General features: G+C 32.3%; 22 protein-coding genes. 7 read left to right on the forward strand and 15 right to left on the reverse strand.

What is annotated here, in order from left to right; translation table 11 throughout:
• Positions 1 to 183: 183 nt before the first annotated feature.
• The 5 genes from P8K68_RS02805 to P8K68_RS02825 all read right to left on the reverse strand — a co-directional run bounded on the left by P8K68_RS02805 (position 184) and on the right by P8K68_RS02825 (position 3,718).
• Positions 184 to 930, reverse strand: a complete 747-nt coding sequence (locus P8K68_RS02805) for a hypothetical protein (protein ID WP_300247985.1) — start codon at positions 928 to 930, stop codon at positions 184 to 186.
• Positions 931 to 963: 33 nt separating this feature from the next.
• Positions 964 to 1,479, reverse strand: a complete 516-nt coding sequence (locus P8K68_RS02810) for a nuclear transport factor 2 family protein (protein ID WP_300247987.1) — start codon at positions 1,477 to 1,479, stop codon at positions 964 to 966.
• Between the two features lie 157 nt (positions 1,480 to 1,636).
• Positions 1,637 to 2,176, reverse strand: a complete 540-nt coding sequence (rsmD, locus tag P8K68_RS02815; RefSeq protein ID WP_300247990.1) for a 16S rRNA (guanine(966)-N(2))-methyltransferase RsmD — start codon at positions 2,174 to 2,176, stop codon at positions 1,637 to 1,639.
• Complete coding sequence (locus P8K68_RS02820; RefSeq protein ID WP_300247991.1) at positions 2,176 to 3,033, reverse strand: DUF3822 family protein; 858 nt, start codon at positions 3,031 to 3,033, stop codon at positions 2,176 to 2,178. The genes rsmD and P8K68_RS02820 overlap by 1 nt, the downstream gene beginning before the upstream one ends.
• Positions 2,981 to 3,718 (reverse strand): hypothetical protein, encoded by a 738-nt coding sequence (locus P8K68_RS02825; protein WP_300247993.1) that lies wholly within the window; start codon positions 3,716 to 3,718, stop codon positions 2,981 to 2,983. The genes P8K68_RS02820 and P8K68_RS02825 overlap by 53 nt, the downstream gene beginning before the upstream one ends.
• Positions 3,719 to 3,848: 130 nt before the next feature.
• On the opposite strand from P8K68_RS02825, the gene P8K68_RS02830 reads away from it, so the two are divergent.
• The 6 genes from P8K68_RS02830 (at position 3,849) to P8K68_RS02855 (ending at position 9,419) form a co-directional block, all read left to right on the forward strand.
• Complete coding sequence (locus P8K68_RS02830; RefSeq protein WP_300247995.1) at positions 3,849 to 5,276, forward strand: ATP-binding domain-containing protein; 1,428 nt, start codon at positions 3,849 to 3,851, stop codon at positions 5,274 to 5,276.
• A 313-nt stretch (positions 5,277 to 5,589) separates the two neighbouring features.
• Entirely contained in the window at positions 5,590 to 6,156 is a 567-nt protein-coding gene (locus P8K68_RS02835; protein WP_300247997.1) for a DUF4126 domain-containing protein, read from the forward strand.
• A gap of 65 nt (positions 6,157 to 6,221) precedes the next feature.
• Positions 6,222 to 6,935, forward strand: a complete 714-nt coding sequence (gene kdsB, locus P8K68_RS02840; protein ID WP_300248056.1) for a 3-deoxy-manno-octulosonate cytidylyltransferase — start codon at positions 6,222 to 6,224, stop codon at positions 6,933 to 6,935.
• Entirely contained in the window at positions 6,926 to 7,630 is a 705-nt protein-coding gene (locus P8K68_RS02845) for an HAD family hydrolase (RefSeq protein WP_300247999.1), read from the forward strand. Before kdsB ends, P8K68_RS02845 begins: the two co-directional genes overlap by 10 nt.
• A gap of 156 nt (positions 7,631 to 7,786) precedes the next feature.
• The gene (locus P8K68_RS02850; RefSeq protein WP_300248001.1) at positions 7,787 to 8,869 is read left to right on the forward strand and encodes an iron-containing alcohol dehydrogenase family protein; all 1,083 of its coding nucleotides are present in this window, start codon (positions 7,787 to 7,789) and stop codon (positions 8,867 to 8,869) included.
• A gap of 1 nt (position 8,870) precedes the next feature.
• Positions 8,871 to 9,419 (forward strand): 1-acyl-sn-glycerol-3-phosphate acyltransferase, encoded by a 549-nt coding sequence (locus tag P8K68_RS02855; protein ID WP_300248003.1) that lies wholly within the window; start codon positions 8,871 to 8,873, stop codon positions 9,417 to 9,419.
• Between the two features lie 164 nt (positions 9,420 to 9,583).
• Here P8K68_RS02855 and P8K68_RS02860 read toward each other — a convergent pair whose 3' ends face one another.
• Positions 9,584 to 12,169 (reverse strand): zinc-dependent metalloprotease, encoded by a 2,586-nt coding sequence (locus P8K68_RS02860; RefSeq protein ID WP_300248005.1) that lies wholly within the window; start codon positions 12,167 to 12,169, stop codon positions 9,584 to 9,586.
• A gap of 137 nt (positions 12,170 to 12,306) precedes the next feature.
• On the opposite strand from P8K68_RS02860, the gene P8K68_RS02865 reads away from it, so the two are divergent.
• Positions 12,307 to 13,044 carry an NYN domain-containing protein gene (locus P8K68_RS02865; protein WP_300248007.1) on the forward strand — a complete coding sequence of 246 codons (738 nt, stop codon included), beginning with the start codon at positions 12,307 to 12,309 and terminating at the stop codon, positions 13,042 to 13,044.
• Here P8K68_RS02865 and P8K68_RS02870 read toward each other — a convergent pair.
• The 9 genes from P8K68_RS02870 to thrA form a co-directional block, all read right to left on the reverse strand.
• Positions 13,041 to 14,006 carry a Gfo/Idh/MocA family oxidoreductase gene (locus P8K68_RS02870; RefSeq protein ID WP_300248008.1) on the reverse strand — a complete coding sequence of 322 codons (966 nt, stop codon included), beginning with the start codon at positions 14,004 to 14,006 and terminating at the stop codon, positions 13,041 to 13,043. The genes P8K68_RS02865 and P8K68_RS02870 overlap by 4 nt on opposite strands.
• A 128-nt stretch (positions 14,007 to 14,134) precedes the next feature.
• A complete protein-coding gene (locus P8K68_RS02875) occupies positions 14,135 to 14,854 on the reverse strand; it encodes a YebC/PmpR family DNA-binding transcriptional regulator (protein ID WP_300248010.1) in 720 nt (239 codons plus the stop codon).
• A gap of 143 nt (positions 14,855 to 14,997) precedes the next feature.
• On the reverse strand, positions 14,998 to 15,291 hold the full coding sequence (locus P8K68_RS02880; RefSeq protein ID WP_300248012.1) for a 4a-hydroxytetrahydrobiopterin dehydratase: 294 nt from the start codon (positions 15,289 to 15,291) through the stop codon (positions 14,998 to 15,000).
• Positions 15,292 to 15,346: 55 nt separating this feature from the next.
• A complete protein-coding gene (locus P8K68_RS02885; RefSeq protein ID WP_300248014.1) occupies positions 15,347 to 16,180 on the reverse strand; it encodes a sugar nucleotide-binding protein in 834 nt (277 codons plus the stop codon).
• Between the two features lie 26 nt (positions 16,181 to 16,206).
• Positions 16,207 to 17,121: a glutaminase gene (locus P8K68_RS02890; RefSeq protein ID WP_300248016.1), complete on the reverse strand. Its 915-nt coding sequence runs from the start codon at positions 17,119 to 17,121 to the stop codon at positions 16,207 to 16,209.
• Between the two features lies 1 nt (position 17,122).
• Complete coding sequence (gene gcvT, locus P8K68_RS02895; protein ID WP_300248018.1) at positions 17,123 to 18,205, reverse strand: glycine cleavage system aminomethyltransferase GcvT; 1,083 nt, start codon at positions 18,203 to 18,205, stop codon at positions 17,123 to 17,125.
• A gap of 275 nt (positions 18,206 to 18,480) precedes the next feature.
• Complete coding sequence (gene thrC, locus P8K68_RS02900; protein WP_300248020.1) at positions 18,481 to 19,773, reverse strand: threonine synthase; 1,293 nt, start codon at positions 19,771 to 19,773, stop codon at positions 18,481 to 18,483.
• A 1-nt stretch (position 19,774) separates the two neighbouring features.
• Positions 19,775 to 20,698 (reverse strand): homoserine kinase, encoded by a 924-nt coding sequence (locus tag P8K68_RS02905; RefSeq protein ID WP_300248058.1) that lies wholly within the window; start codon positions 20,696 to 20,698, stop codon positions 19,775 to 19,777.
• Between the two features lie 70 nt (positions 20,699 to 20,768).
• Positions 20,769 to 23,213 (reverse strand): bifunctional aspartate kinase/homoserine dehydrogenase I, encoded by a 2,445-nt coding sequence (gene thrA, locus P8K68_RS02910; protein WP_300248022.1) that lies wholly within the window; start codon positions 23,211 to 23,213, stop codon positions 20,769 to 20,771.
• Positions 23,214 to 23,444 lie beyond the last annotated feature (231 nt).

Raw genomic sequence — 23,444 nt, forward strand, 5'->3', positions numbered from 1 at the left:
TTAAATTGCTTTAAAAAATCTTCGTTCAATAAATCTTCTGGTTTCATAAATGTGTAAAATTTAAAATTAATAAATAAAAAATCTCAGGCTAAATATTAACCTGAGATTTTAAAACTTACACAGTTTATGAGATACTGCCTAAGAAAATAGTTGGTTAGTTACTAAACTATTGGTTGGCATATTTTATTTTGGTGAATAGGATAAATCTGGACGCATTTCGCCACTCAATTCTTCCATTCGTGTTGTATACTCCATAACTTTATTAAAAACGTCCCATCTATCTGGTCCTAAAACGTCTTCATTCGCCTTTCCTCTTGTAGCTGAATCTATTTCGTTTTTAGCAGAAACAGAAACCATATAAAAGTTTTCCATTTGCCCGAAACCGTTTCTATATACACGATAATATTCTTTAGAGCCTTTTGCAGCAAAGAATTCTTTAACCGCTTTCATGCCTTCTCGCATGGCTTTAGCATTTTCGGGCGTATAATACATATAAAACCATTTTCGGTAGTTTTCGCCTTCTGGAGCTTCTGCAACACCCTCAGGCATGTATGATAGTTTGGAATCTCTTAATATTATATAAGAACCATGTGTGTCATAACAGGTATCGAATTCTTCAAACATTTTACCAAAATCATCTCCCATGGCCTCTGCCATATCTGCCATAGGACGCTTATCTACATCTGCCATGTTCTCTATAGGAGTAATATAATAATACTTTAAATCATTTGTGCTGGCAGCAGACCAAGTGCTTTGTACATTGTGTTTTACACACGCTGCATTAAATGCTTTGGCAATTTTCTCGTATTGCATTATTTTAGAAGGCTTTACATTATCTTGATGGATAAGATAGGCTTGTTGTGCTTGAGTAATATTAAAAGTGAAGCATAAAAATAATGCGAGTATTAGTATGGATTTAATTGTTTTCATAATTGGTGGTTTTAATGGGTATTGGTTAAAAAGTTATTCTTCCTTGGATTCGTTCTCAGCTAACGTAGCCTCAATTTCTGATATCGTTGTACCAATTCCAGCAGTATCATAATAGGCGTATTCTTGAACAATTTTACCATCGGCAAACTCAACGGTTAAATGCACAGGTATGACTAATTGTTTTTCAGTAACTTTTGCTTTTCCACCCCAGTTACCCCAATAGTTAACCCAAGTTTTACCTTGTTTATCAACTACCATTTCATAGATATTTCCTTCTTTTCCAAATCCATAAGAAGAAAAATTTGAAAGCATGCCCTTCATCCCTTCTATCATTTGATCAGGCGAAGCGCCTTTGTTAGTGTTGTGGAATATTTTGGCAGTATCTGCAAAATTAGATTTCCAAGTCGTCCAGTCTTGATCTTCATAGGCTTTTATACCTGCTTTTACAGTTTCAATTTCTGGGGAATTTTCGAAGTAACGTTGTTGTGGCTTTTCTTGACAGGCTAGAAAAAGGACAATGACAAGTACTAATAAAAAAAGTTTTTTCATTTGATTTATGGTTTAAAAGGTTAGTATTCATATTTAACCATAAACAAACACAAAAAATATTTTTTTTGGAAGGCAAAATTAATATGTAGAGCCGGGGAGACTCTTAGGGAGTTCCTAAAGTAATTAAAAAAAATGAATTATGGAAATAATATATTTTCTAACCCTTTTCAAAAAAACTAAAAACATTACCGCCATAACTTTTTGAATATGAAAAGTTTTCAAGTTTTGATAGCTCAGTATGTTTTGAATGTTCTACGATGAGTAAGCCTCCATCAAGGAGTAAATTATTTTGGAAAATAAGCTCTGGAATTTTAGCAAATTGCTCATCAGAAAAATTGTAAGGCGGATCTGCAAAAACGACATTAGCAGGGTTTAATCCCTTTTCTAAAAACTTAAAAACATCACTTTTAATGGTTTGAATGGGCATATCAAAAGTTTCAGCTGTTTTATTTATAAACTTAATGCATCCAAAATCTTGATCTACACAAGTAATTTGCTCTGTCCCTCTAGAGGCAAATTCGTAGCTAATATTACCGGTACCAGCAAATAGATCTAAAACAGAAATATCATCAAAATAATACAGGTTGTTTAAAATATTAAACAGGGATTCTTTCGCCATGTCTGTAGTTGGGCGAACCGGTAAGTTTTTTGGTGCTATAATTTTTCTACTTTTATATAATCCTGATATAATTCGCATTAAAAACTTTTTAGTAAAGTGAAATTAGAATAGTTTGCTTTTGGTTTATCTACATATTCAAAATCATATTTTATAGTGCCTAAACTTACATTTCGGATATATTTATAAATGATGTTATACAATTCATCATGTTCATGAATAGCGCCAATTAAAATTAAATTTAGCGTTTCTGGGTCAAGATTTAATTGTTCTGCTGTGAAGAGTAAATAATAAATAAAATCTTCTTTTGAATTGTAAGTGAAGTTATTTGAAAGCAATAACTTGTTTTTTTCAAGGACTAATATTTCAAAATGATCAAAACTAACATTCACATAAACCTTAGTGGATACTGAATCTACTTCCATTTTTAAAATAGATTCTATTAAAACAGAAGTAACATGCTTGAATGTAAAGGTTCCGAATTTATCATAAATAAAGTTGTTAATATTTATGTATGGTACATAAACGTTAACGCTATTATTTTCTGCAATAACATCGTAAGCAATAAAATCTGATTTAAGAATCTTAGCGTTAAATTTTAAATAATCAGCTAAATGATTTTTATTAAATAATGACTTTGGAACTAATGTAGATAACTCATTATCATGAATAATGGTAACGTTAGAAAAATCATTATTTAAAAGGGCTTCATTTGTAAATATAGTTTTCAATTCATCTAAAACCTTTAAAGGATTTAATTGTTTTTCAAAATGAAACTCGTTTAAGGAAACAATAGTTTTAGAAGCTGTGTTTAGTATACAAAAAGAAAGTCCACTCAAACCTAGTTGAATGGACAAATCTAAATGCGGTAGTTTATTAGAACTATTATTCGTTTTCGCCATAAGTTTTTGGCCAGTTTCCGTTGGTTTTAACCTCATCCATCGAACCTACTTTTAAAGCATCACCGTTAACACCATCAACAGATACAACTTGATTCTCTTGACTTATTAAGTCTTTATTTTGATCACTTAAAATAACACTCTTTTTAACTGATACTTCAAACACAGGTATGTTTAAAGAATTTTGTTGAATTAATCCAGATTGCAATTTAAATTTCGCACCTTCTTCGCCTACAGGTACATTCATCATGGTTTTATAGCGGTCAGAATTTTTAAATAATGAATCTTTTACAGAAACAGTTCCTAATGTATCAACAATTAAAATATCTTTAAATGTATCAACCCCGTATCTTTTAGTTAAGTCTACATCAATAATACTAGAGTCTCTACGTTGTGTAATGGTATATTCAGCAGTATCAATAAACTTTACAAGCTTATCAAAATCATTTGCGAATGAACCAGTAACTTGTTTATGGGCTAATTGAGCATCTCTAATATCCTTTAAGCTTTCAATAACAACAGCATAACGCTTATTTTTTAATTTGTTAAATTGTATAGGCTCGTAAATAGACATATATGTCTGATAACCTAAAAATGCAATTAACAACCAAAGTGCAATATTTAAAAAAGGTTTAAACTTGGTAGGAATAAATTTGTCAACTAACTTAACTAAGCCAATTGTAACTAAAATAACTGCAACCGCAATAAGAATAAAATTTAACATAGTATGTTATTTAATTTAAAGTTTAATGAATGGTATTTAGCAAATCTACAATTTTTTTTTATTCGTTAAAACCAAAGTACATAAAAATCATTTCTATATTTGAATAAATTATTAATAGTCTCCTTACTAAATGACTTCATCGGAATTTTATTCGCTTATAAAACAACAGTTTCCGTTTCAACCTACAGTAAAACAAAACATTGTTTTGCAGCAATTATCAGCTTTTATTTTTTCTAAAACCCCAAACGCCCTCTACCTTTTAAAGGGCTATGCCGGAACGGGGAAAACAACCATAGTTGGTGCTATAGTTACTAATTTATGGAAAGCAAAAAAAAGTGCTGTTTTAATGGCGCCAACAGGGCGAGCTGCCAAAGTAATTTCTAATTATTCGAATAAAGAAGCATTTACCATTCATAAAAAAATATATTTTCCTAAAAAAGAAAAAGGCGGTGGTGTTAAGTTTATTCTTCAACCTAATAAGCATAAAAACACTATTTTTATAGTAGATGAGGCTTCTATGATACCTGATACTCCCGGAGAATCAAAATTATTTGAAAATGGCTCTTTGCTGGATGATTTAGTTCAGTATGTTTATTCTGGTCATCAATGTAAATTACTTTTAATTGGAGATACCGCTCAATTGCCACCTGTTAGATTAGATTTAAGTCCTGCTTTAAACGAAAATACATTAGCACTTAATTATAACAAAGAAGTCACTAGAATGGAACTTGATGAGGTGGTAAGGCAAGAAGAAGGTTCTGGTATTTTAGCTAATGCCACCATGTTAAGAGAAACGCTATCTGGTAGTTTTTTTGAATCATTTAAGTTTGATTTATCTGGGTATAAAGATATTATTAGGCTAGTAGATGGTTATGAAATTATGGACGCTATAAACGATTCGTACAGCCATTTAGGAAAAGAGGAAACAGCCATTATAGTTCGAAGTAACAAGCGCGCCAACCTTTATAACCAACAAATTAGAAATAGAATTCTCTTTAACGAGCATGAATTAACCGCAGGAGATTACTTAATGGTTGTTAAAAATAATTATTTCTGGATAAAACCAACTAGTGATGCTGGATTTATAGCAAACGGCGATATTATTGAAGTTTTAGAGATTTTTAGTATCCAAGAACTTTATGGTTTTCGCTTTGCGGAAGTAAAAATACGCATGGTAGATTACCCAAAAATGATCCCTTTTGAAACCGTTTTACTTTTAGACACTATTCATGCAGAAACACCTTCGTTACCCTATGAAGATTCAAATAGATTGTATCAAGAAGTTATGAAAGATTTTGAAGAAGAAACCACTAAGTATAAAAAGTTTTTAAAAGTAAAAGGCAATAAACATTTTAATGCTTTACAAGTAAAATTTTCTTATGCCATAACCTGTCATAAATCTCAAGGCGGGCAGTGGCGCACCGTTTTTGTAGAACAACCTTATCTGCCAAATGGTATCGATAAGGAATATTTACGCTGGTTGTATACAGCCGTAACCAGAGCCAAAGACAAATTGTATCTCATTGGTTTTAAAGATGAATTTTTCGAGGAAAAGTAAATAAAATCTCTAGTTTTTCTGTCTTCCGTCATTTGTTATCTGTCAATTTTATTTTTTTTGGCGCACCCCAAAAGGGTCGGGCTATACGTTACAAGTCCGCGCACCTCCTTCGTCGGGCTGTGGGCTTTCCACTGCTATCCCTTGCGCACTTATCCGCTAAATTAAAACTCAAATTAAAGCGTAATTGTCATTTAAAAGCTTTCAGTCTTTACCACTTAAAAAGAAAACCTTAAAAATCTTTGTAAATTAGCAATCTATCTCAGTCTTAAATAATTATTAATTTAAAAAATTCCGTTTTATAATTAATTGCCTTATGACTTTCGAAACCATAATAAGTATTTGCCTCGGTGTTGGTTTATCAGCATCCGTAGGTTTTAGAGTGTTCTTACCATTATTTGCGTTAAGTTTAGCAGCTTATTTTGATGTTTGGCAACTTAATGAAACTTGGGAATGGATAGGTAGTACAGCTGCTTTAATTACTTTAGGCGTCGCTACAATAGTCGAAATATGTGCTTACTTCATCCCATACATTGATAATTTATTAGACAGTATAGCCATTCCGTTAGCAGCATTAGCAGGAACTGCCATTATGTTATCAACTGTTGCAGATTTAAGTCCTGTAATTACTTGGGCGTTAGCAATAATTGCTGGTGGTGGCACAGCGGCTGCAGTAGCAGGTACCTCAGGAACAACACGCTTAGCATCTACAGCAACAACAGGTGGATTAGCAAATCCATTAGTTTCAATTTTAGAAACCGGAACTTCTGTAGTCATGTCGGTTATTTCAATATTTCTTCCTATTCTAGCAGCAGTTTTAGTAATTATTATACTATTTGTAATTTTTAAATTATATAAGAAGTTTAAATTCCAAAACCAATAATAATTGGCTATTTTTGATTTTAGATTTAACAAAAAACAAAATTTAAGCTCGTGAAAATAATCTCAATGATTCCAGCTCGATATGCTGCTTCGCGTTTTCCTGGAAAACTTATGCAAGATCTAGGGGGTAAAACCGTTATTCAAAGAACTTATGAAGCTACCGTTGCTACAAAATTATTTGATGATGTATTTGTGGTTACTGATAGTGCTATTATTTACAACGAAATTGCTAATAATGGCGGGAAAGTTATAATGAGTAAAAAGGAACACGACTGTGGTAGCGATAGAATTGCTGAAGCTGTTGAGTCTATGGATATTGACATTGTTATTAATGTTCAAGGCGATGAACCTTTCACTGATAAAGAATCTTTAGCAAAACTTATTGAGGTTTTTAAAAACGACGATAATAAGACCATAGATTTAGCCTCTTTAATGGTACATATTACTGATGAAGATGAAATTAATAATCCAAATACAGTAAAGGTTGTTATAGATCAATCAAATTTCGCACTTTATTTTTCACGCAGTCCAATTCCATTTCCAAGAGATAAAAACACAAGAATAAAGTATTATAAACATAAAGGTGTTTATGCGTTTAGAAAAGAAGCTATTTTAGATTTTTATAAACTACCCATGCAATCTTTAGAAGCCACTGAAAAATTAGAGCAATTACGATATTTAGAATACGGAAAGCGGATTAAAATGGTTGAAACCAATGTTCAAGGTGTAGAAATAGATACGCCTGAAGATTTAGAACGCGCAAAGAAACTATGGAAATAGATTATCAAAATATTAAAGTTATTGGCTTTGATGCTGATGATACACTTTGGGTTAATGAAACCTATTTTAGAGAGGCTGAAATAGCATTTACTAAACTTTTATCTCAATATGAAACACCAAACAAAATAGATCAAGAGCTTTTTAGAATGGAAATAGATAACTTACCGCTATATGGTTATGGTGTTAAGGCCTTTACACTATCTATGGTTGAATCTGCTTTAGAATTATCCAATTACAATATTTCAACAAAAACTATTGAAGCGATATTAAACATCGGAAAAGATATGTTGGATAAACCTGTTGAATTATTAGATGGTGTGGAAGAGGTTTTAAAAGTATTGTCAAAAAAATATAGACTAATATTAGCTACAAAAGGCGATTTATTAGATCAAGAACGAAAGTTAGAAAAATCTGGACTAACCGATTATTTTCATCATATAGAGGTATTAAGCGATAAAAAAGAGAAAAATTATTCAAGATTATTAAATCATTTAGATATTAATCCTTCTGAATTTTTGATGGTAGGAAACTCTTTAAAATCAGATGTTTTACCATTGGTAAATATAAAAGCACATGCGATTCATGTTCCTTTTCATACCACTTGGGCTCATGAAGAAGTAACTGAAGAAGAGAAAAACGGTAAAGCCTATAAAACACTTAATAGCCTAAGGGATATTATTAAATTAATAGATTAATTTTTGTATTATTATATTTAACAAGTTAATTTGACTTAAAATGATTAAAAATATTATTGTAAAAGTGCTGTTATTTTTAATGAAATTCTGTGCTAATAAATCCTAGTAGAATTTAAAATAATAGTATTTTTACAAATCGTAATAGAAATATGTTAGATGGGATATAAAAACTTTCCAATGGTGCCAAGAGTTATTTTTGGCAGAGGTAGTTTCAATCAAATAAACGAAGTTTTAGCGTTAAAACGCTTAAGCATAAACGCTCCTTTTATTTTCTTAGTTGATGATGTGTTTAGAAATAATCCGAACATCACTTCAATACTATCATTATCATATGATGATAGGATTATTTATGTATCTGCAAAAGAAGAACCAAAAACCTCACAAGTAGATCAACTTGTTGAAGACATCATATTAAAATCAAAACAACGCCCTTCAGGTATTATAGGCATTGGTGGTGGTACTGTTTTAGATCTAGCTAAAGCCGTAGCTATCATGTTAACTAATGAAGGTGGAGCAAAAGATTATCAAGGTTGGGATTTAGTAAAAAATCCAGCAATATACCATGTAGGTATTCCAACCATATCTGGTACAGGTTCTGAAGTCTCAAGAACTACAGTATTAACGGGGCCAGAAAGAAAACTAGGAATTAATTCTGATTACACCCCTTTTGATCAAGTTATTTTAGATTCAGAACTTACTAAAGAACTTCCAAGAGACCAATGGTTTTATACAGGAATGGATTGTTATATTCACTGCATTGAATCATTAACTGGAACATATCTGAATACATTTAGCGAAACCTATGGCAACATGGCTTTAGATTTATGCAAAGAGATATTCTTAGATGGCAATCTTACTGAAATAGAAGCACGGGATAAACTCATGATGGCCTCATGGCATGGAGGCATGAGTATTGCATATTCACAAGTTGGTATTGCACATGCCATGAGTTATGGCTTATCCTACTTACTAGGTACAAAACATGGGATAGGTAATTGTATTGTGTTTGACCATTTAGAAGATTATTATCCAGAAGGTGTTAAAGTTTTCAAACAAATGAAAGCTAAACATAACATTACTTTACCTCAAGGTATTTGTGCTGATTTAGCCGATAGAGAATTTGATATTATGATTAATGTAGCTTTAAGTCTTGATCCACTTTGGGAAAATGCCATTGGTAAAAACTGGAAAAAAATTATCACAAGAGAAAAATTAAGAACATTATATCAAAAGATGTAATATGCAATGGTTAGCCAAATTTTTTTATTTTAAAATTTTAGGTTGGCAAGTTGTTGGTAACACTACTTTCTCTAAAGAAACTATAAAAAAAGCCGTAATTATTGCTGCACCCCATACCAGTTGGCATGACTTCTACATTGGTGTTCTATTGCGGGCTGTAACTGGAGTAAAAACAAATTTTATTGGAAAAAAAGAGCTTTTTGTTTTTCCTTTAGGGTGGTTTTTCAGAATACTAGGAGGCGCTCCAATAAACAGACAATCAAACGAGAATAAAGTTGAAGCTATCGCTAAATTATTCGAGGAATACGATGAATTTAGAATGACACTAGCTCCAGAGGGTACAAGAAAAAAAGTAACCACGTGGCGAACAGGTTTTTACTATATTGCAAAACAAGCTAATGTTCCGATTATTATGTTTACGCTCGACTTTGAAAATAAACAGAATAAAATTTCAGAGCCGTTTTATCCAACCAATAATGTTGAGGCAGATTTTGAATATATGCGTAGTTTTTACAAAGGCGTAAAAGGCAAGATTCCTGAGTATTCTTAATGTCATTTTTAATTTGGCACAGAAATTGCAGAAAAAAGTATGAGCACATGAAACATAAAGTAAACAATTGATTGTTCCTAAAAAGAAACATGAGGCTACCCCAAAACAAAAGCTACTCCAATTACGAAGTAGCTTTTTTGTTTTTAGTATAAATAGGATTTTTACTATTTTATTTCTTTAACAGCATTATCTATGAGTGTTCTTAAATGTTGTTTGTGAGCTCTAGAAGCTATATTCCCAGAAGGTGCAGCCATAGTTCTAATCGCTTTTAAATTATATAAAGCCATAGATTTAGAATTATGTGTATATCTGCTACTTTGTTTTCCAGTTAATATATTAATCAACATATTGGTGTATTCCAATTGTAGGTTTTGTCTAAATGAATTAACAGAACTATAGATGTCAGATTTAAAAATAGCATGATTTAAATCTGTCATAAAAGTAGACAACTTATATGTATTCCCATAAAGTTCAGAATCTGTTATACGTTGTAATGTATTGGGGTGTAAAAGATGACCTAAGACTCTTTTTTGATAATTTAAAACTTGATTATGAATTTTTGGATCTTCTTGAGAGTAATCAAAACCACGGCGTTGTCTAGCTATATAATTGTATAAATCATTAGGTACATCAAAAGCATCAGGTGCAAACATATAGGTCTTTAAAGCGTTCATAGCTCTTTTTTGATCTTCTAAGCTTACTGGAGTGTAAGGTTGTGTTTCTCCTTCTTGTCCTGCCATAGCACGATCTACATAAACTCCACCAATATATCTAGAAAAAACATTTCCAGCGATTGCTTTTTGATTACTAAGTGAATAATATACACGTCTTAATTCATGATAGGATTGTCCTTCTCTAGTGAATTTAGTTTTTGCTTCTTTTAAAAGCTCATTAGATAACTCAATACGATCAATAAAATAGGTGACTGGATCACTTGATTGATCAAAAACCATAACTCTTGGGTCTATACCTGTGCTGGAAGAACGCATATCATCCGCATCATTACCAAATATATGTTCTGGTTTTGTAGATTCATTTAATAAGGCTTGACGATCCGCTTCTGTTTTAAATGGGGTATATCCTAATTGAATTGCCCAAACATCATAAGGACCAACAGTAACATCATCATATTGTCCTTGCTTGCTTCTGTCTTTAGTAACGTTTGTAATAGCATAATCCATTATAGAGGCGGTTAAACATTTACCTTCTATGAATTCAGGATCAGCTAATTGAGCAGGAGTAAATAATTGGCTGGCCTTCATATTATGGTTTAGTCCTAACGTATGGCCGACTTCATGTATAATTAATCCAGTAATAGTTTCTTTTTGTAAACGTTTTATTTGGGTATCCGAAGCGCTAAAAATCATTGCTGCCGATTTTGCAAAATGATAATTTTGTATTACGCCTTCCCTTAGTGTACAATTCATTTCAGTTTCATAGTCATCAGATTTAAAATCGTTATTACCTCCGCTAGATTCATATAGTTTCGAGTTAAAACCACTACCAGTTATCATTGTATATTCTAACATAATATCTGCTCCAAAAATCTCACCTGTTTTTGGGTTTTTCAAACTTGGCCCATAGCCACCAAAAGGAGGTTGTGGTGAAGCCGTCCATCGTAATACATTATACCTTATATCGCCTGCATCCCATTCCGCATCGTCAGGTTGTTGTTTAACTACAATAGCATTTTTAAAGCCTGCTTTTTCAAAAGCTTTGTTCCATTCTAAAACTGCATTTTTAATAGTTTCTCGCCATTCTACAGGTGTAGAGTTTTCCATCCACCAAGTAATTGGTTTTACCGGTTCAGAAAGCGCTTGTTCAGGATTTTTCTTTTTTAAATGCCACCTATTAATTAAATCCCGATAGGGTGTTGAACTTGCAGAAGTTTGGTCAGTCACTTCATTTGTAAAATAACCCACTCTAGGGTCATCAAATCGCGGTTCATAATCATTTTTGGGCATTGCAATTAAACTATGAAACACTTTAATACTTACGTTCCTACCATCTGAAACAGCATTAGAACCAGCATTTAATAAAGATGATGTCGAATAAACATATTCCACTTCTAAATTTGTGTTTTCAGGATAACTTTTAATATCGTTTATTTTAGTTTTTCCTTTATCCAAACCTCCTAATTTAAAAGCAGTGGGAGAGGTTCCTGGTCTTGCGGAAGGTTTTATCTGTATAAACGTTTCTTTTAAAAACAAATCATCGGCTTTTATTAAATAGAGTCCACGCTCTTTATCATGAGCTTCAATTTTTAAGCTAGCCATAATGCCTTTACTGATATTAGCATCTTTCGATTTTGAAATGGCATTATCAGGATCAAAATAAAAGGATGTATTTTGAGTTATGAATTCAATTTTATCAAAAAACTTTTCAACCTTAAATACTTTAGATCCTCTGTAAGACCCTCTGTTTATTCTACCTGCATCCATTACCCCATCAGCAATTTGTGCAAAATGAATATACTCTTTTTCTAATTGATTTTTAGAGATTACCATTTGTGTCGAACCAGTAATCGTATCCTGATAAATAGTAAATAAACCTTCAATTTTTTTACTTGATTTTGTTAAGTCCTTTATGCTTTTCTTTTTAGCTTTTTTGGGAGCTTTTGTAACAACTTCTGTGTCATCTTTTTTCTTTTTTTTCTTTTTCTTTTGAGCTTCTGTGTTTTGAGGTATCAGAAATAAAACCATAGCCATAATTAAGCAACAATACTTAATAGCATTTTTTGTAAACATCATACTTTTAAAAGATTATTAGGGAAAACCCTTGATTATTTAAATTAGTCGGTTTAAAAGTAAAAAGAAATAAATCCATTTGTATTTAAATAAAAGTTAAAATATTTATAGGTCGGTTTAATTATATATCTTTATAAACTATGATTAAAGACACAAAAATAGCCGTATTGATAGATGGAGATAACATTCCATCAAAATATATAACAGAGATGATGGAGGAAATCACTAAATATGGTACACCTACGATAAAACGTATTTATGGTGATTGGACAAAACCGCACTTAAGCAAATGGAAAAATGTATTGTTAGAAAATGCTATTACACCTATACAGCAATACGGGTATACTACGGGTAAAAATGCGACCGATTCTGCTATGATAATAGATGCCATGGATATACTATACTCCGAAAAAGTTAATGGGTTTTGTTTAGTGTCTTCTGATAGTGATTTCACAAAACTAGCTACGCGTTTACGTGAAGCTGCCATGGTAGTTTATGGAATGGGTGAGAAGAAAACACCAAATCCATTTATAGTAGCATGTGATAAATTTATTTATTTAGAAATTCTTGCAAGTGATGAGGATGTTGAAAAGGATAAAAAAGGAAGTAAAGCTAAAAAAGCAAATTTATATAACATTACACCTAAAGTAATTAAACTTCTTCAACATTCTGTTGATGATGCTTCAGATGATGATGGATGGGCATTCCTTGGTGATGTTGGCTCTTTAATACTTAAAAAACAACCTAATTTTGACGCTCGTAACTTTGGATTTCAAAAACTAACACCACTTTTTAAATCGCTTCCACAATTTGAAATGGAAAGACGTGACCAAGCCAATACGCGTTTCAAATTGATTTATGTTAAAAATAAAGATTAGATTTCCCCTAATATTTTATCCATTATCCAACTGGTATGTAACGCAGTTTTTCCAGTAGAGGGGTGCAGTTTTATTTTGCTATTAAAAAAATCACTTATATTTTGAACATGGAATTCCTGAATGTGTTTTGGGTTTTCTATAAAAAGTTCTTCATTTTTTGTATCACTTTTTAAGATGATTGGATTATCGTGAAACACGGAAAATTCAATTGTACCTTTACTTCCAAATATGGTTACGGTATCTAAGTGGCTATTACTTCCAAAATTCCAAATTCCAGAACCTGTAATCCCTTTTTTATGTAACCACGAAGCCGTTACAGCATCTTTAGAAGAATACAACCCTTGTTGATTTAAGCTAAATCCTTTCGCATCAACAACATCTCCTAAAAAAAAGGTAAATAAATCTAATCCATGGCTAGCTAAATCGTCAAAATATCCAGCAGGAGCCACTTTAACATCTGTTCGCCAATTATAAATTTTAGATGTATCTATTTTACTAGCTGGTTTACTTAAATGTGCACTTATATGTCTTACATCACCTATATAATTATTAGCTAACCATTCTTTAACTTTTAAAAAACGAGGTAATGAACGTCTGTAATATGCAACAAACAAAGGAATACTTCTCGCTTCAAAAGCTTTTTGAATTTCTAAACTTTCAGCATAACTAGGTGATAAGGGTTTTTCAATACAACATGGTTTACCAGCTTTTGCAACTTTTAAAGCGTAGTATTGATGAGTATCTGGAGGTGTGGCAATGTAAACAGCATCAATATTTGGGTCGTTTATTAAAGCTTCAGCATCGGTAAACGTCTTTTGTATGTTATGGCGTTTTGCATAGTCTTCAAGTTTTTCTTCATTACGACGCATCACTGCTACAACATTAAAACCTTCTGTTTGTTGAAAAGCTGGACCACTTTTAACTTCTGTTACACTTCCGCAGCCAATAAATCCCCAATTCATAATATTACGATTTTAAAAATATTCCTAATGTCACTTCGAACGCAGTCATGAACTTCAAAACATAGAAATATTATAGGTTTAAACTGCGCGCTCAACAAGATCCTTCGTTTTTGTAAGTATAAAATGTATTAATCTGTACTTTCTTCCATAGTATGATATACGTTTTGCACGTCATCATCTTCTTCAAGTTTTTCTAGTAACTTTTCAACATCTGCAGCTTGTTCTGCTGAAAGCGGTTTAGTAACCTGCGGTATACGCTCAAATCCAGATGATAAAATTTCTATTTCGCGGTTTTCCAATTCAGCTTGAATAGCTCCAAAACTTTCAAAAGGAGCATATATTAAAATTCCATCATCATCAGCAAAAACCTCTTCTGCTCCAAAATCAATAAATTCTAATTCAACTTCTTCAGGGTCTAAACCTTCAGCATCAATTCTGAAATTACAGGTATGGTCGAACATAAAAACCACAGAACCCGATGTTCCTAAACTACCATCACATTTATTAAAATAACTGCGTACATTAGCTACAGTTCTGGTATTATTATCAGTGGCCGTTTCAACTAAAACAGCAATACCATGAGGTGCATAACCCTCAAAAATAACTTCTTTATAATCGCCTTGCCCTTTTTCACTTGCTTTTTTTATGGCGCGTTCTACATTATCCTTTGGCATGTTTACAGATTTTGCATTCTGTATAACCGCTCTTAACCTAGAATTACTATCTGGATCTGGACCACCTTCTTTTACTGCCATAACAATATCTTTACCAATACGTGTAAAGGCTTTGCTCATAGCAGACCAACGCTTCATTTTTCTCGCTTTTCTAAACTCGAAAGCTCTTCCCATAATTTGAAGTTTTATTTTTTTTATTCCCTTAAAAAAAAGAATCTTTAATTTTATTCATGCAAATTTAAAAAAAACTAGTAATCAAAATAGAGCTTACCTAGTTTAATTTTTTTGAATGTTTTGACGGCTTATTACCAAATGTTTTATTCCTCATCGGGTTCAACAATATGTTCAATGGCTTCGGCTAATTTAAAATCTTTATTTGTTACACCTCCAGCATCATGCGTAGATAATGATATGGTAAGCACATTATAGACATTGCTCCAATTTGGATGATGATTTAAGGCTTCACATTCAAAAGCTATTCTACTCATGGCACTAAAACAATCTTTAAAGTTTTCAAATTCAAACTCGCCGTGTATAGCGTTATCATAATATTCCCAATCAGGAAAACGAAGTATTTTTTTTTCTATATCTTCTTGTGAAAGTTTACTCATAATATCTAAGGTTTATTTTGAATTACAATGTAATCATTTCAAGAATTATTATCAATTATAATTTTAAATCAGCTAATATAGCTTCACTTTTAATTTGAAGATGCTTTGGCAGTTTATTAAACTTTGGAAGCACAGCTAAATATCGATCATCATTGGTGGTATAAACACGTTTATAAATTGGTTTATTTTCAAATTCTAATGATGCAATAATTTCTTTGATAAAATCCTCATGATGAACCAAATCGTTACTTCCTAAATGAAAAATACCGTATTTATTTCTATTAATGATATAATGAATTTGTTGCGTAACTTTTGAATCTGTAGTCACATTCATTATTAAATTAGGAAACACTTCGATAGGTTCTTTTTCATTTATAAACTTAATTATTTCTTGAACTCTTGGAGATTGCGCACCAAAAACCATAGGTAGCCTTAAAATAGCAACTTGTTTTTTGGGTAAGCGTAACAACATGTTTTCGATTTTTATTTTAAAATGCCCATAAATACTATTGCTATAGGTTTTATCTTCCTCGTAACTTGGATATTTAATATAAGCATCAAAAACGTTGGCAGATGATAGAAAAATAATTCTAATTTTATTTGCAAAAACATATTCTGTAAGATGTTGATGCATCAATACTTGCTTTGAAAAATCACCCCGAATCGTTGAAATAATTATAGTAGGTTTAACAATATCTAAAATTTCATAAATATCATCTTCTTCAATATTATATTGAAAAAATTGATGATTTTTTTCAAACTGTTTACTGGTTGTATAGTAAGTGGCAAAGGCTTTAAAATAGGGGTAAAGCTCTTTATAAATAGCGCTTCCTAAAAAGCCACTAGCACCTATAATTAAAATTCTATGTTTATTTTCTCGTTTTATCATACATCATAATCTACATCTAAAACACTTTAAAAAACAGATAGTTTTGCTTTAGTAGTAAATTGCTCTAAAGCTAACATACCTAATTTAGAATTTCCTTTTTTATTAAGCCCTGGAGCCCATGTTGTAATTACAAAATGATCTGGTAATAATGCTACAATACCACCACCAACACCACTTTTTCCTGGTAAACCAACCTCGAAAGCAAACTCTCCAGCTTCATCATAAAACCCACAGGTAAGCATTAATGCATTAATACGTTTTACTTGTTTATCATTTATATGCAGTTTATTTCGCAAACATTTGCCATTATTTGCAAATAAATAAAATGCGTTGGATAATTGACTACAGGTCATCTCTAAAGAACATAGATGAAAGTAGAAATCTAAAACATCCTCTACCAGATTATTCAAGTTTTTGAAAGATTTTAAAAGGTTAGCCGCTGCATAATTTTTAAAACCCGTTATTTTTTCTGAATGCGCTACATCTTTATTAAAACTAATAGTAACATCACCAGTAAGTTCTCTTACATACTTTAAAAAATCTTCTTTAGGATTTTTTAAATTTGAAACTAAAATATCCGCAATAACAATGGCTCCTGAATTGATTAGCGGATTTCTAGGAATCCCATGTTCAATTTCTAATAAGGCTAATTGATTAAATGGATGACCTGAAGGTTCTACACCTACACGTTCCCAAGTTGATTCGCCAATAAGAGCCATGGCTTTTGATAATGCTAAAACTTTTGAGATACTTTGAGTAGAAAATGGTTTTTTATAATCGCCAACACCATAACTCTTCCCATCTGAAGTTCTTAAATGAATACCGAAATTTCCCTTATCTATATGCGCTAATTCAGGAATGTATGATGCTATGGTTCCTTTATCAGAAACATTTATAGTGTCTTGATAGATAGCCTCTAAAATCGCTTGAAAATCTGGCATATTAGTGTTTGTAGAATGGTAATTTAACTACTGTTGCAGGAATAGTTTTTTTTCGAATTTGAATATTAATTTTACTATTTATATCAGTAAAAATCGTTGGAACATAACCCAAACCGATACCTTTACCCAAAGATGGACTCATGGTACCCGAAGTTACTATACCAATAGTTTTTCCATGGCCATCAACGATATCGTAACCATGACGAGGAATCCCTCGCTCATTTAACTCGAAAGCAATAAGTTTACGTTCTGGTCCACGTTCCTTTTCAGCTTTTAAAGCTTCAGAATTTGTGAAGTTTTTTGTGAACTTTGTTATCCAACCCAAACCAGCTTCAATAGGTGAGGTGGTGTCATCAATATCATTTCCGTATAAGCAATACCCCATTTCTAAACGTAAGGTATCACGCGCTGCAAGTCCAATAGGTTTAATACCAAAATCTGCTCCAGCTTCTAGAACTTTCTCCCAAATTTGTTTTACTTCAGAGTTTTTACAATAAATTTCAAATCCGCCACTTCCAGTATAACCTGTAGCAGAAATAATAACATGCTCAATCCCTGCAAAATCACCAACTATAAAATTATAAAATTTAATAGCAGATAAATTATGACTAGTAAGACTTTGCATGGCTTCAATAGCTTTAGGTCCTTGAATAGCTAATAAAGAATAGATCTCACTTAAATCGCGCATCGTAGCACCGTTTTCATTTTTAGATCTAATCCAATTCCAATCTTTTTCAATATTGCTCGCATTAACAACTAATAAAAAAGCGTCATCTTTAATTTTATAAATAATTAAATCATCTACAATACCACCATCATCATTAGGTAAACAACTGTATTGCGCTTTTCCAATGATTAATTTTGAGGCGTCGTTACTTGAAATTCTTTGAATCAATTCGAGTGCATGTTTACCTTCTATTAAAAACTCCCCCATGTGCGATACATCAAATACCCCAACTGCATTACGAACGGTTTCGTGTTCTGCATTTACACCTTCATATTGTACAGGCATATTGTAACCTGCAAAAGGGACTATTTTAGCACCAAGAGCTTTGTGAGTTTCTGTTAAGGCTGTGTTTTTCATTTACAGTTGGTTTATGATTAAGATGAAAACAAATGTATTGAAAATTTATATGAACGCTTTCGCGGAAAGATTAAAAGGTTTGTTAAAGTTGTGATGGCTATTTTGCTTTAGCTAGGGGTTATAAAAGACTAATATCTTAAAACAAGAGTTAGTAAGATAATCCTCAATTAGAGACTTAACCTGAAAGTTTTAACAAGTAAGCGAGTACTAATTGCAAGGATTCTAAAAAAATCAATTCTATAATTGCTCATAAATTAAAGAATGACAAAATAATGCTATTTTAGTAAAAAAGATTTCAAATCATCATAAGTAGAAATAACAACAGATTCTTTTTTACCACCCATAACCGATTGAATTTGTTCTGGTAAAGGCTGCTCTTCTTTAATAACATCTTCAACCACATCTAAAAATTTAGTTGGATGAGCGGTTTCTAAAAAGACACAATGTGCGTTTGGGTTTTCTTTTAAATGCGATTTACAACCTAAATAACCAACAGCACCGTGAGGATCGGCTACGTAATTGTAATTGTTGTAAATCTCCAGCATTGCTTCACGAGTTTCATCATCGGTAAAACTGTATGACGAAACGTTTTCTTTTAAGGTTTCAAACTTATTTTTATAAATCTCTTGAATACGTATAAAATTACTTGGCGCACCAACATCCATGGCATTACTTATAGTTTGCACTGATGGTTTTGGTTCGTATAATTGCGATATTAAATAACGCGTTACGACATTATTTGCATTGTTAGAAGCTACAAAATGTTTCATTGGTAAACCTAATTGCTGTGCCATCATTCCTGCACAAACGTTTCCAAAGTTTCCGCTTGGTACAGAAAATACAATATCATTATGTTGCTTATGGAGCTGCTTGTAAGCAAACATAAAATAGAATAATTGCGGTAACCAACGCGCCACATTAATAGAATTCGCAGATGTTAATTGCATTTTGCTAGTAAGCGTTTCATCCAAAAATGCCGTTTTAACCATGGCTTGGCAATCATCAAACGTACCGTTTACTTCTAAGGCTTTAATATTTTGACCTAATGTAGTTAATTGCATTTCTTGAATATCGCTCACTTTTCCGCTAGGGTAGAGTATCACCACATTTACACCTTTAACACCCAAAAAGCCATTGGCAACAGCTCCACCAGTATCACCAGAAGTCGCCACTAACACGGTAACTTCATTTGTGTTATCCTTATTGAAATAACCTAAACAACGCGCCATAAAACGTGCTCCTACATCCTTAAATGCCATGGTTGGGCCGTGAAACAATTCTAAGGTAGAAATATTATCATTTAGTTTCACAACAGGAAAATCAAAAGATAAGGTTTCTTCAACTATCGTTTTTAAAATACCTTCTGGAATTTCTGGAGACACAAATTGTTTAATAGCCTCAAACGCAATTTCAGAATGCGATAAATTATCAAAGTTGTCCCAAAATGCTTTTGGTAAGGGTGTGATACTTTCAGGAAAGTACAATCCTTTATCAGGCGCTAAACCTTTTATAACGGCATCTTTAAATGTCGTGTTTGGTGCTTTATGATTGAGTGAATAGTAATTCATTTTATTCGATTATTTTTACACCTTGAGTGTTTATTTTTGATACGTGCATTTCGAATTTAATTCCAGTTTCAGAATAGATATTCTCAATTGCATCTTTCACATTTAAAGCAGTTTGCATACTTTTACTTAATGAAAATATAGAAGGGCCAGAACCTGATATTCCAGCGCCTAATGCACCACTTTCCAATACTGCTTTCTTAACATTATCAAAATGCGGAATTAATTTACTTCTATGTGGTTCGACAATCACATCGTTTAATGAATCGCTTATTAATTCATAATCGCTAGTATGCAACGCATGCACTAAACTTCCTAAATTTGCCCATTGCGTAATCGCATCACTTAAATCCACTTTTTGTGGCAGTAAAGCACGAGATTCTGAGGTTTTAATTTCAATTTGCGGATGAATAATGGTAGCGTATAAATCATCGGGTGTTGGGATTTCTAATATCTGCAAGGGTGATATGCTTTTTACTAATGTAAAGCCACCAAAAAGGGCAGGAGCAAGATTATCAGCATGTTCACACTTACTTGCTAAAGCTTCACCTTTAATTGCAAATGCTGTAAGTTCTGTTTTATTGAATGGTCTTCCCAAAAGCTCATTCATACCAAAAACACTACCAACGGCACTCGCAGCACTACTGCCAATACCACTTCCAGGTTTTATATTTTTATAAATCTCAATTTCGAAACCAAAGTCAATATCAAGCGTTTCGTACATCGCTAGAGCCGAAACACCGGCAACATTAAGTTCTGTCGCATAAGGCAAATCAAAACCCTCAATACGGGTTATAGCAATCCCTTTTTTCTCAACTTTTCTGATCACCATTTCATCTCCAATACTGTCTAAGCAAAAGCCCAAAACATCAAAACCACAAGACACATTGGCCACGGTAGCAGGAGAAAATATTTTTATTTCATTCATCTTTTCTATTAAATAACCTTCGGCTGCACTAGAGCAGGAAATAGCACTTTCTTTGTGTAATTCCATGATATTAGTCGTTTCCTAATCTAATAATATCTGCAAACAAACCAGAGGCCGTTACATCTGCACCCGCACCAGCGCCTTTAATTATCATGGGTTGTTTTGGGTAACGTTCTGTATAGAACATTACAATATTATCACTTCCTTCTAAATTATAAAAAGGATGGCCTTCTGGAATTTCTTGCAAACTAACACTTGCTTCGCCATTATCAAATTTTGCTACATATTTTAATTGACAATGGTTCGCTTTCGCGGAAGCATACAATTGTTGGTAGTGTGCCTCATCATCAATTAAAGTTTGATAAAAATCATCAACAGTATCACTTTTTAAACCTGCTTCAGAAAGGAACGATGTGTTTTCAATATCTTCTAAATTCATTTCAACACCACTTTCTCTTGCTAAAATCAAAATCTTACGTGCTACATCAACACCACTTAAATCAATTCTCGGATCAGGTTCTGTATAGCCTTCAGCTCCAGCTTGCTTTACCACATCATGAAATTTTGTAGAATTATTGAAATTATTAAAGACAAAATTTAAACTTCCAGATAAAACGGCTTGAATAGAATTAACTTTATCACCAGACGCTATTAAATTACTCAATGTGTCAATAACAGGTAAACCGGCACCAACATTTGTTTCAAATAAGAATGGCGCATTATATTCTAACGATAATCTTTTTAATTCTTTGTAATTATTGTAATCACTAGAACAGGCAATCTTATTACAAGCCACAATTGCAATACTTTCTTTTAAATACTGTGCATATAAATCGGCTACATTCTTATTTGCTGTAACATCGACAAAAATACTATTACGTAAATTCAATGCTTTGGTATTTTCTAGAAAGCCTTGCAATGATGCTTTTTCACCATTTGCTAATTGCGTTTTCCAATCTTTTAGATTAAGACCAGTTTCATCAAAAATCATGGTCCTAGAATTTGAAAGTCCAGCAACTCTAAGATTAATTTTTAGGTTTTCTTTTAAATATTTTTTCTGCTGTTTTATTTGTTCAACCAAACGCTCACCAACATTACCAACACCCGTTATAAATACATTAAGTTGTTTTGTTTCAGATTCAAAAAACCGCTCATGTAAAGTATTTAAGGCTTTCTTGACATCCTTTTCATCTATAACAGCAGTAATATTTTTTTCTGAAGCCCCTTGAGCAATAGCCCTTATATTAATATTGTTTCGACCCAAGCTACTAAACATTTTACCACTAATGCCTTGGTGATTTTTCATGTTATCGCCAACCAAAGCAATTATGGATAATCCAGTTTCAACAATAATGGGTTCAATCTTTCCTAGTGCAATATCATTTTCAAAAATAACATCAATTGCTGCCTTTGCGTTTTCAGCTTCTTTTTCGTCAATACCCAAACAAATGGAATGTTCTGAAGACGCTTGCGTAATCATTATCACATTTATTTTTTCTTGAGACAAGGTTTCAAATAATCGCTTCGAAAACCCAGGAATACCTACCATTCCAGTACCTTCTAAAGTCAACAACGCAATATTACTTATGTTGCTAATGCCTTTTACTGGTGACTTAGATATTATTTCCTCATTCGAAATAACCGTACCAATAGCATTAGGTTCCAAAGTGTTTTTAATATGAATTGGAATATCTAAACTCAATACCGGTTGTACCGTTGGTGGATATAATACTTTAGCCCCAAAATGCGATAATTCCATAGCCTCTTGATATGAAATTTTATCAATTGGGTAGGCTTGTTTTACTAATTTTGGATTCGTTGTATACATGCCACTTACGTCTGTCCAGATTTCTAATTGCTCAACATGTAAAGCCGCCGCTACTATGGCTGCTGTAAAATCTGAACCTCCACGACCAAGCGTCGTGATTTCTCCTAGTCTTGATTTTGAAATAAACCCAGGCAGGATTGTAATATTCTCTTTAGCAGATTTAAAATAATCGCGGATATTTTGGTTTGTTATACTGTAATCAACTTCTGCTTTGGTAAAGTTAGAGTTTGTAATAACCAACTCTTGAGAATTTTTTCTATCAGCAGAAAGCCCTCTGTTTTTCATGGTTTCTGCTATAACAAAAGATGATAAAAGTTCGCCATAGCTTACCAATTTATCTGATGTTTTAGGAGATAATTCATTGATTAAATAAATACCTTCTAATAAACTTTTTAAAGCGTCTAACTTCCCTTCAACATAACTTAAAATTGAATCATTATTACTAGGATTTAGTTTATTTATGATACTGAAATGTCTTTCTTTGATACCCTCAAAAGTCTCAATAAAAGAGCGGTCTTTGTTTTGAGCTTGCTTTCCTGCTAGAAGTAATTTATCAGTGATGCCACCAACAGCAGAAACCACGCAAACTACGGCATCAGTTTTGCCATAATTTTCTAAAATACTAATAACGTTATTTATGTTTTTTGAAGAACCTACTGAAGTTCCTCCAAATTTTAAAACCTTCATGTTTTAATGCATTGAAAAATTAAAAATAATACTTGAAATATTGTAATTTTTGAAATTACAAAGATAGCCTGAAGAATATATAACTAGCAACCCCAAAGGGTTGTTGTATTTGTAGTTGAACCAAAACAAGCAACTGTTCCTTTTGTAAAAAAAGAAATAACTGTACTTATATTTTGGTTTAAATGATTCATTATAGTGTTAAAATATATTTCAAAAGTATTACTTTTAGCC

Source organism: Algibacter sp. (genome assembly GCF_029245835.1).
Taxonomy (GTDB): Bacteria; Bacteroidota; Bacteroidia; order Flavobacteriales; family Flavobacteriaceae; genus Algibacter_B.

Coding starts and splice junctions, on each gene's coding strand:
- P8K68_RS02850 (WP_300248001.1), top strand. CDS start 7,787: ATGGGATATAAAAACTTTCCAATGGTGCCAAGAGTTATTTTTGGCAGA.
- P8K68_RS02865 (WP_300248007.1), top strand. CDS start 12,307: ATGATTAAAGACACAAAAATAGCCGTATTGATAGATGGAGATAACATT.
- P8K68_RS02855 (WP_300248003.1), top strand. CDS start 8,871: ATGCAATGGTTAGCCAAATTTTTTTATTTTAAAATTTTAGGTTGGCAA.
- thrC (WP_300248020.1), bottom strand. CDS start 19,773: ATGAATTACTATTCACTCAATCATAAAGCACCAAACACGACATTTAAA.
- P8K68_RS02875 (WP_300248010.1), bottom strand. CDS start 14,854: ATGGGAAGAGCTTTCGAGTTTAGAAAAGCGAGAAAAATGAAGCGTTGG.
- kdsB (WP_300248056.1), top strand. CDS start 6,222: ATGATTCCAGCTCGATATGCTGCTTCGCGTTTTCCTGGAAAACTTATG.
- P8K68_RS02810 (WP_300247987.1), bottom strand. CDS start 1,479: ATGAAAAAACTTTTTTTATTAGTACTTGTCATTGTCCTTTTTCTAGCC.
- P8K68_RS02905 (WP_300248058.1), bottom strand. CDS start 20,698: ATGAATGAAATAAAAATATTTTCTCCTGCTACCGTGGCCAATGTGTCT.
- P8K68_RS02805 (WP_300247985.1), bottom strand. CDS start 930: ATGAAAACAATTAAATCCATACTAATACTCGCATTATTTTTATGCTTC.
- P8K68_RS02835 (WP_300247997.1), top strand. CDS start 5,590: ATGACTTTCGAAACCATAATAAGTATTTGCCTCGGTGTTGGTTTATCA.
- P8K68_RS02885 (WP_300248014.1), bottom strand. CDS start 16,180: ATGATAAAACGAGAAAATAAACATAGAATTTTAATTATAGGTGCTAGT.
- P8K68_RS02825 (WP_300247993.1), bottom strand. CDS start 3,718: ATGTTAAATTTTATTCTTATTGCGGTTGCAGTTATTTTAGTTACAATT.
- P8K68_RS02845 (WP_300247999.1), top strand. CDS start 6,926: ATGGAAATAGATTATCAAAATATTAAAGTTATTGGCTTTGATGCTGAT.
- P8K68_RS02880 (WP_300248012.1), bottom strand. CDS start 15,291: ATGAGTAAACTTTCACAAGAAGATATAGAAAAAAAAATACTTCGTTTT.
- P8K68_RS02860 (WP_300248005.1), bottom strand. CDS start 12,169: ATGATGTTTACAAAAAATGCTATTAAGTATTGTTGCTTAATTATGGCT.
- P8K68_RS02870 (WP_300248008.1), bottom strand. CDS start 14,006: ATGAATTGGGGATTTATTGGCTGCGGAAGTGTAACAGAAGTTAAAAGT.
- P8K68_RS02890 (WP_300248016.1), bottom strand. CDS start 17,121: ATGCCAGATTTTCAAGCGATTTTAGAGGCTATCTATCAAGACACTATA.
- gcvT (WP_300248018.1), bottom strand. CDS start 18,205: ATGAAAAACACAGCCTTAACAGAAACTCACAAAGCTCTTGGTGCTAAA.
- P8K68_RS02830 (WP_300247995.1), top strand. CDS start 3,849: ATGACTTCATCGGAATTTTATTCGCTTATAAAACAACAGTTTCCGTTT.
- rsmD (WP_300247990.1), bottom strand. CDS start 2,176: ATGCGAATTATATCAGGATTATATAAAAGTAGAAAAATTATAGCACCA.
- thrA (WP_300248022.1), bottom strand. CDS start 23,213: ATGAAGGTTTTAAAATTTGGAGGAACTTCAGTAGGTTCTTCAAAAAAC.
- P8K68_RS02820 (WP_300247991.1), bottom strand. CDS start 3,033: ATGAGGTTAAAACCAACGGAAACTGGCCAAAAACTTATGGCGAAAACG.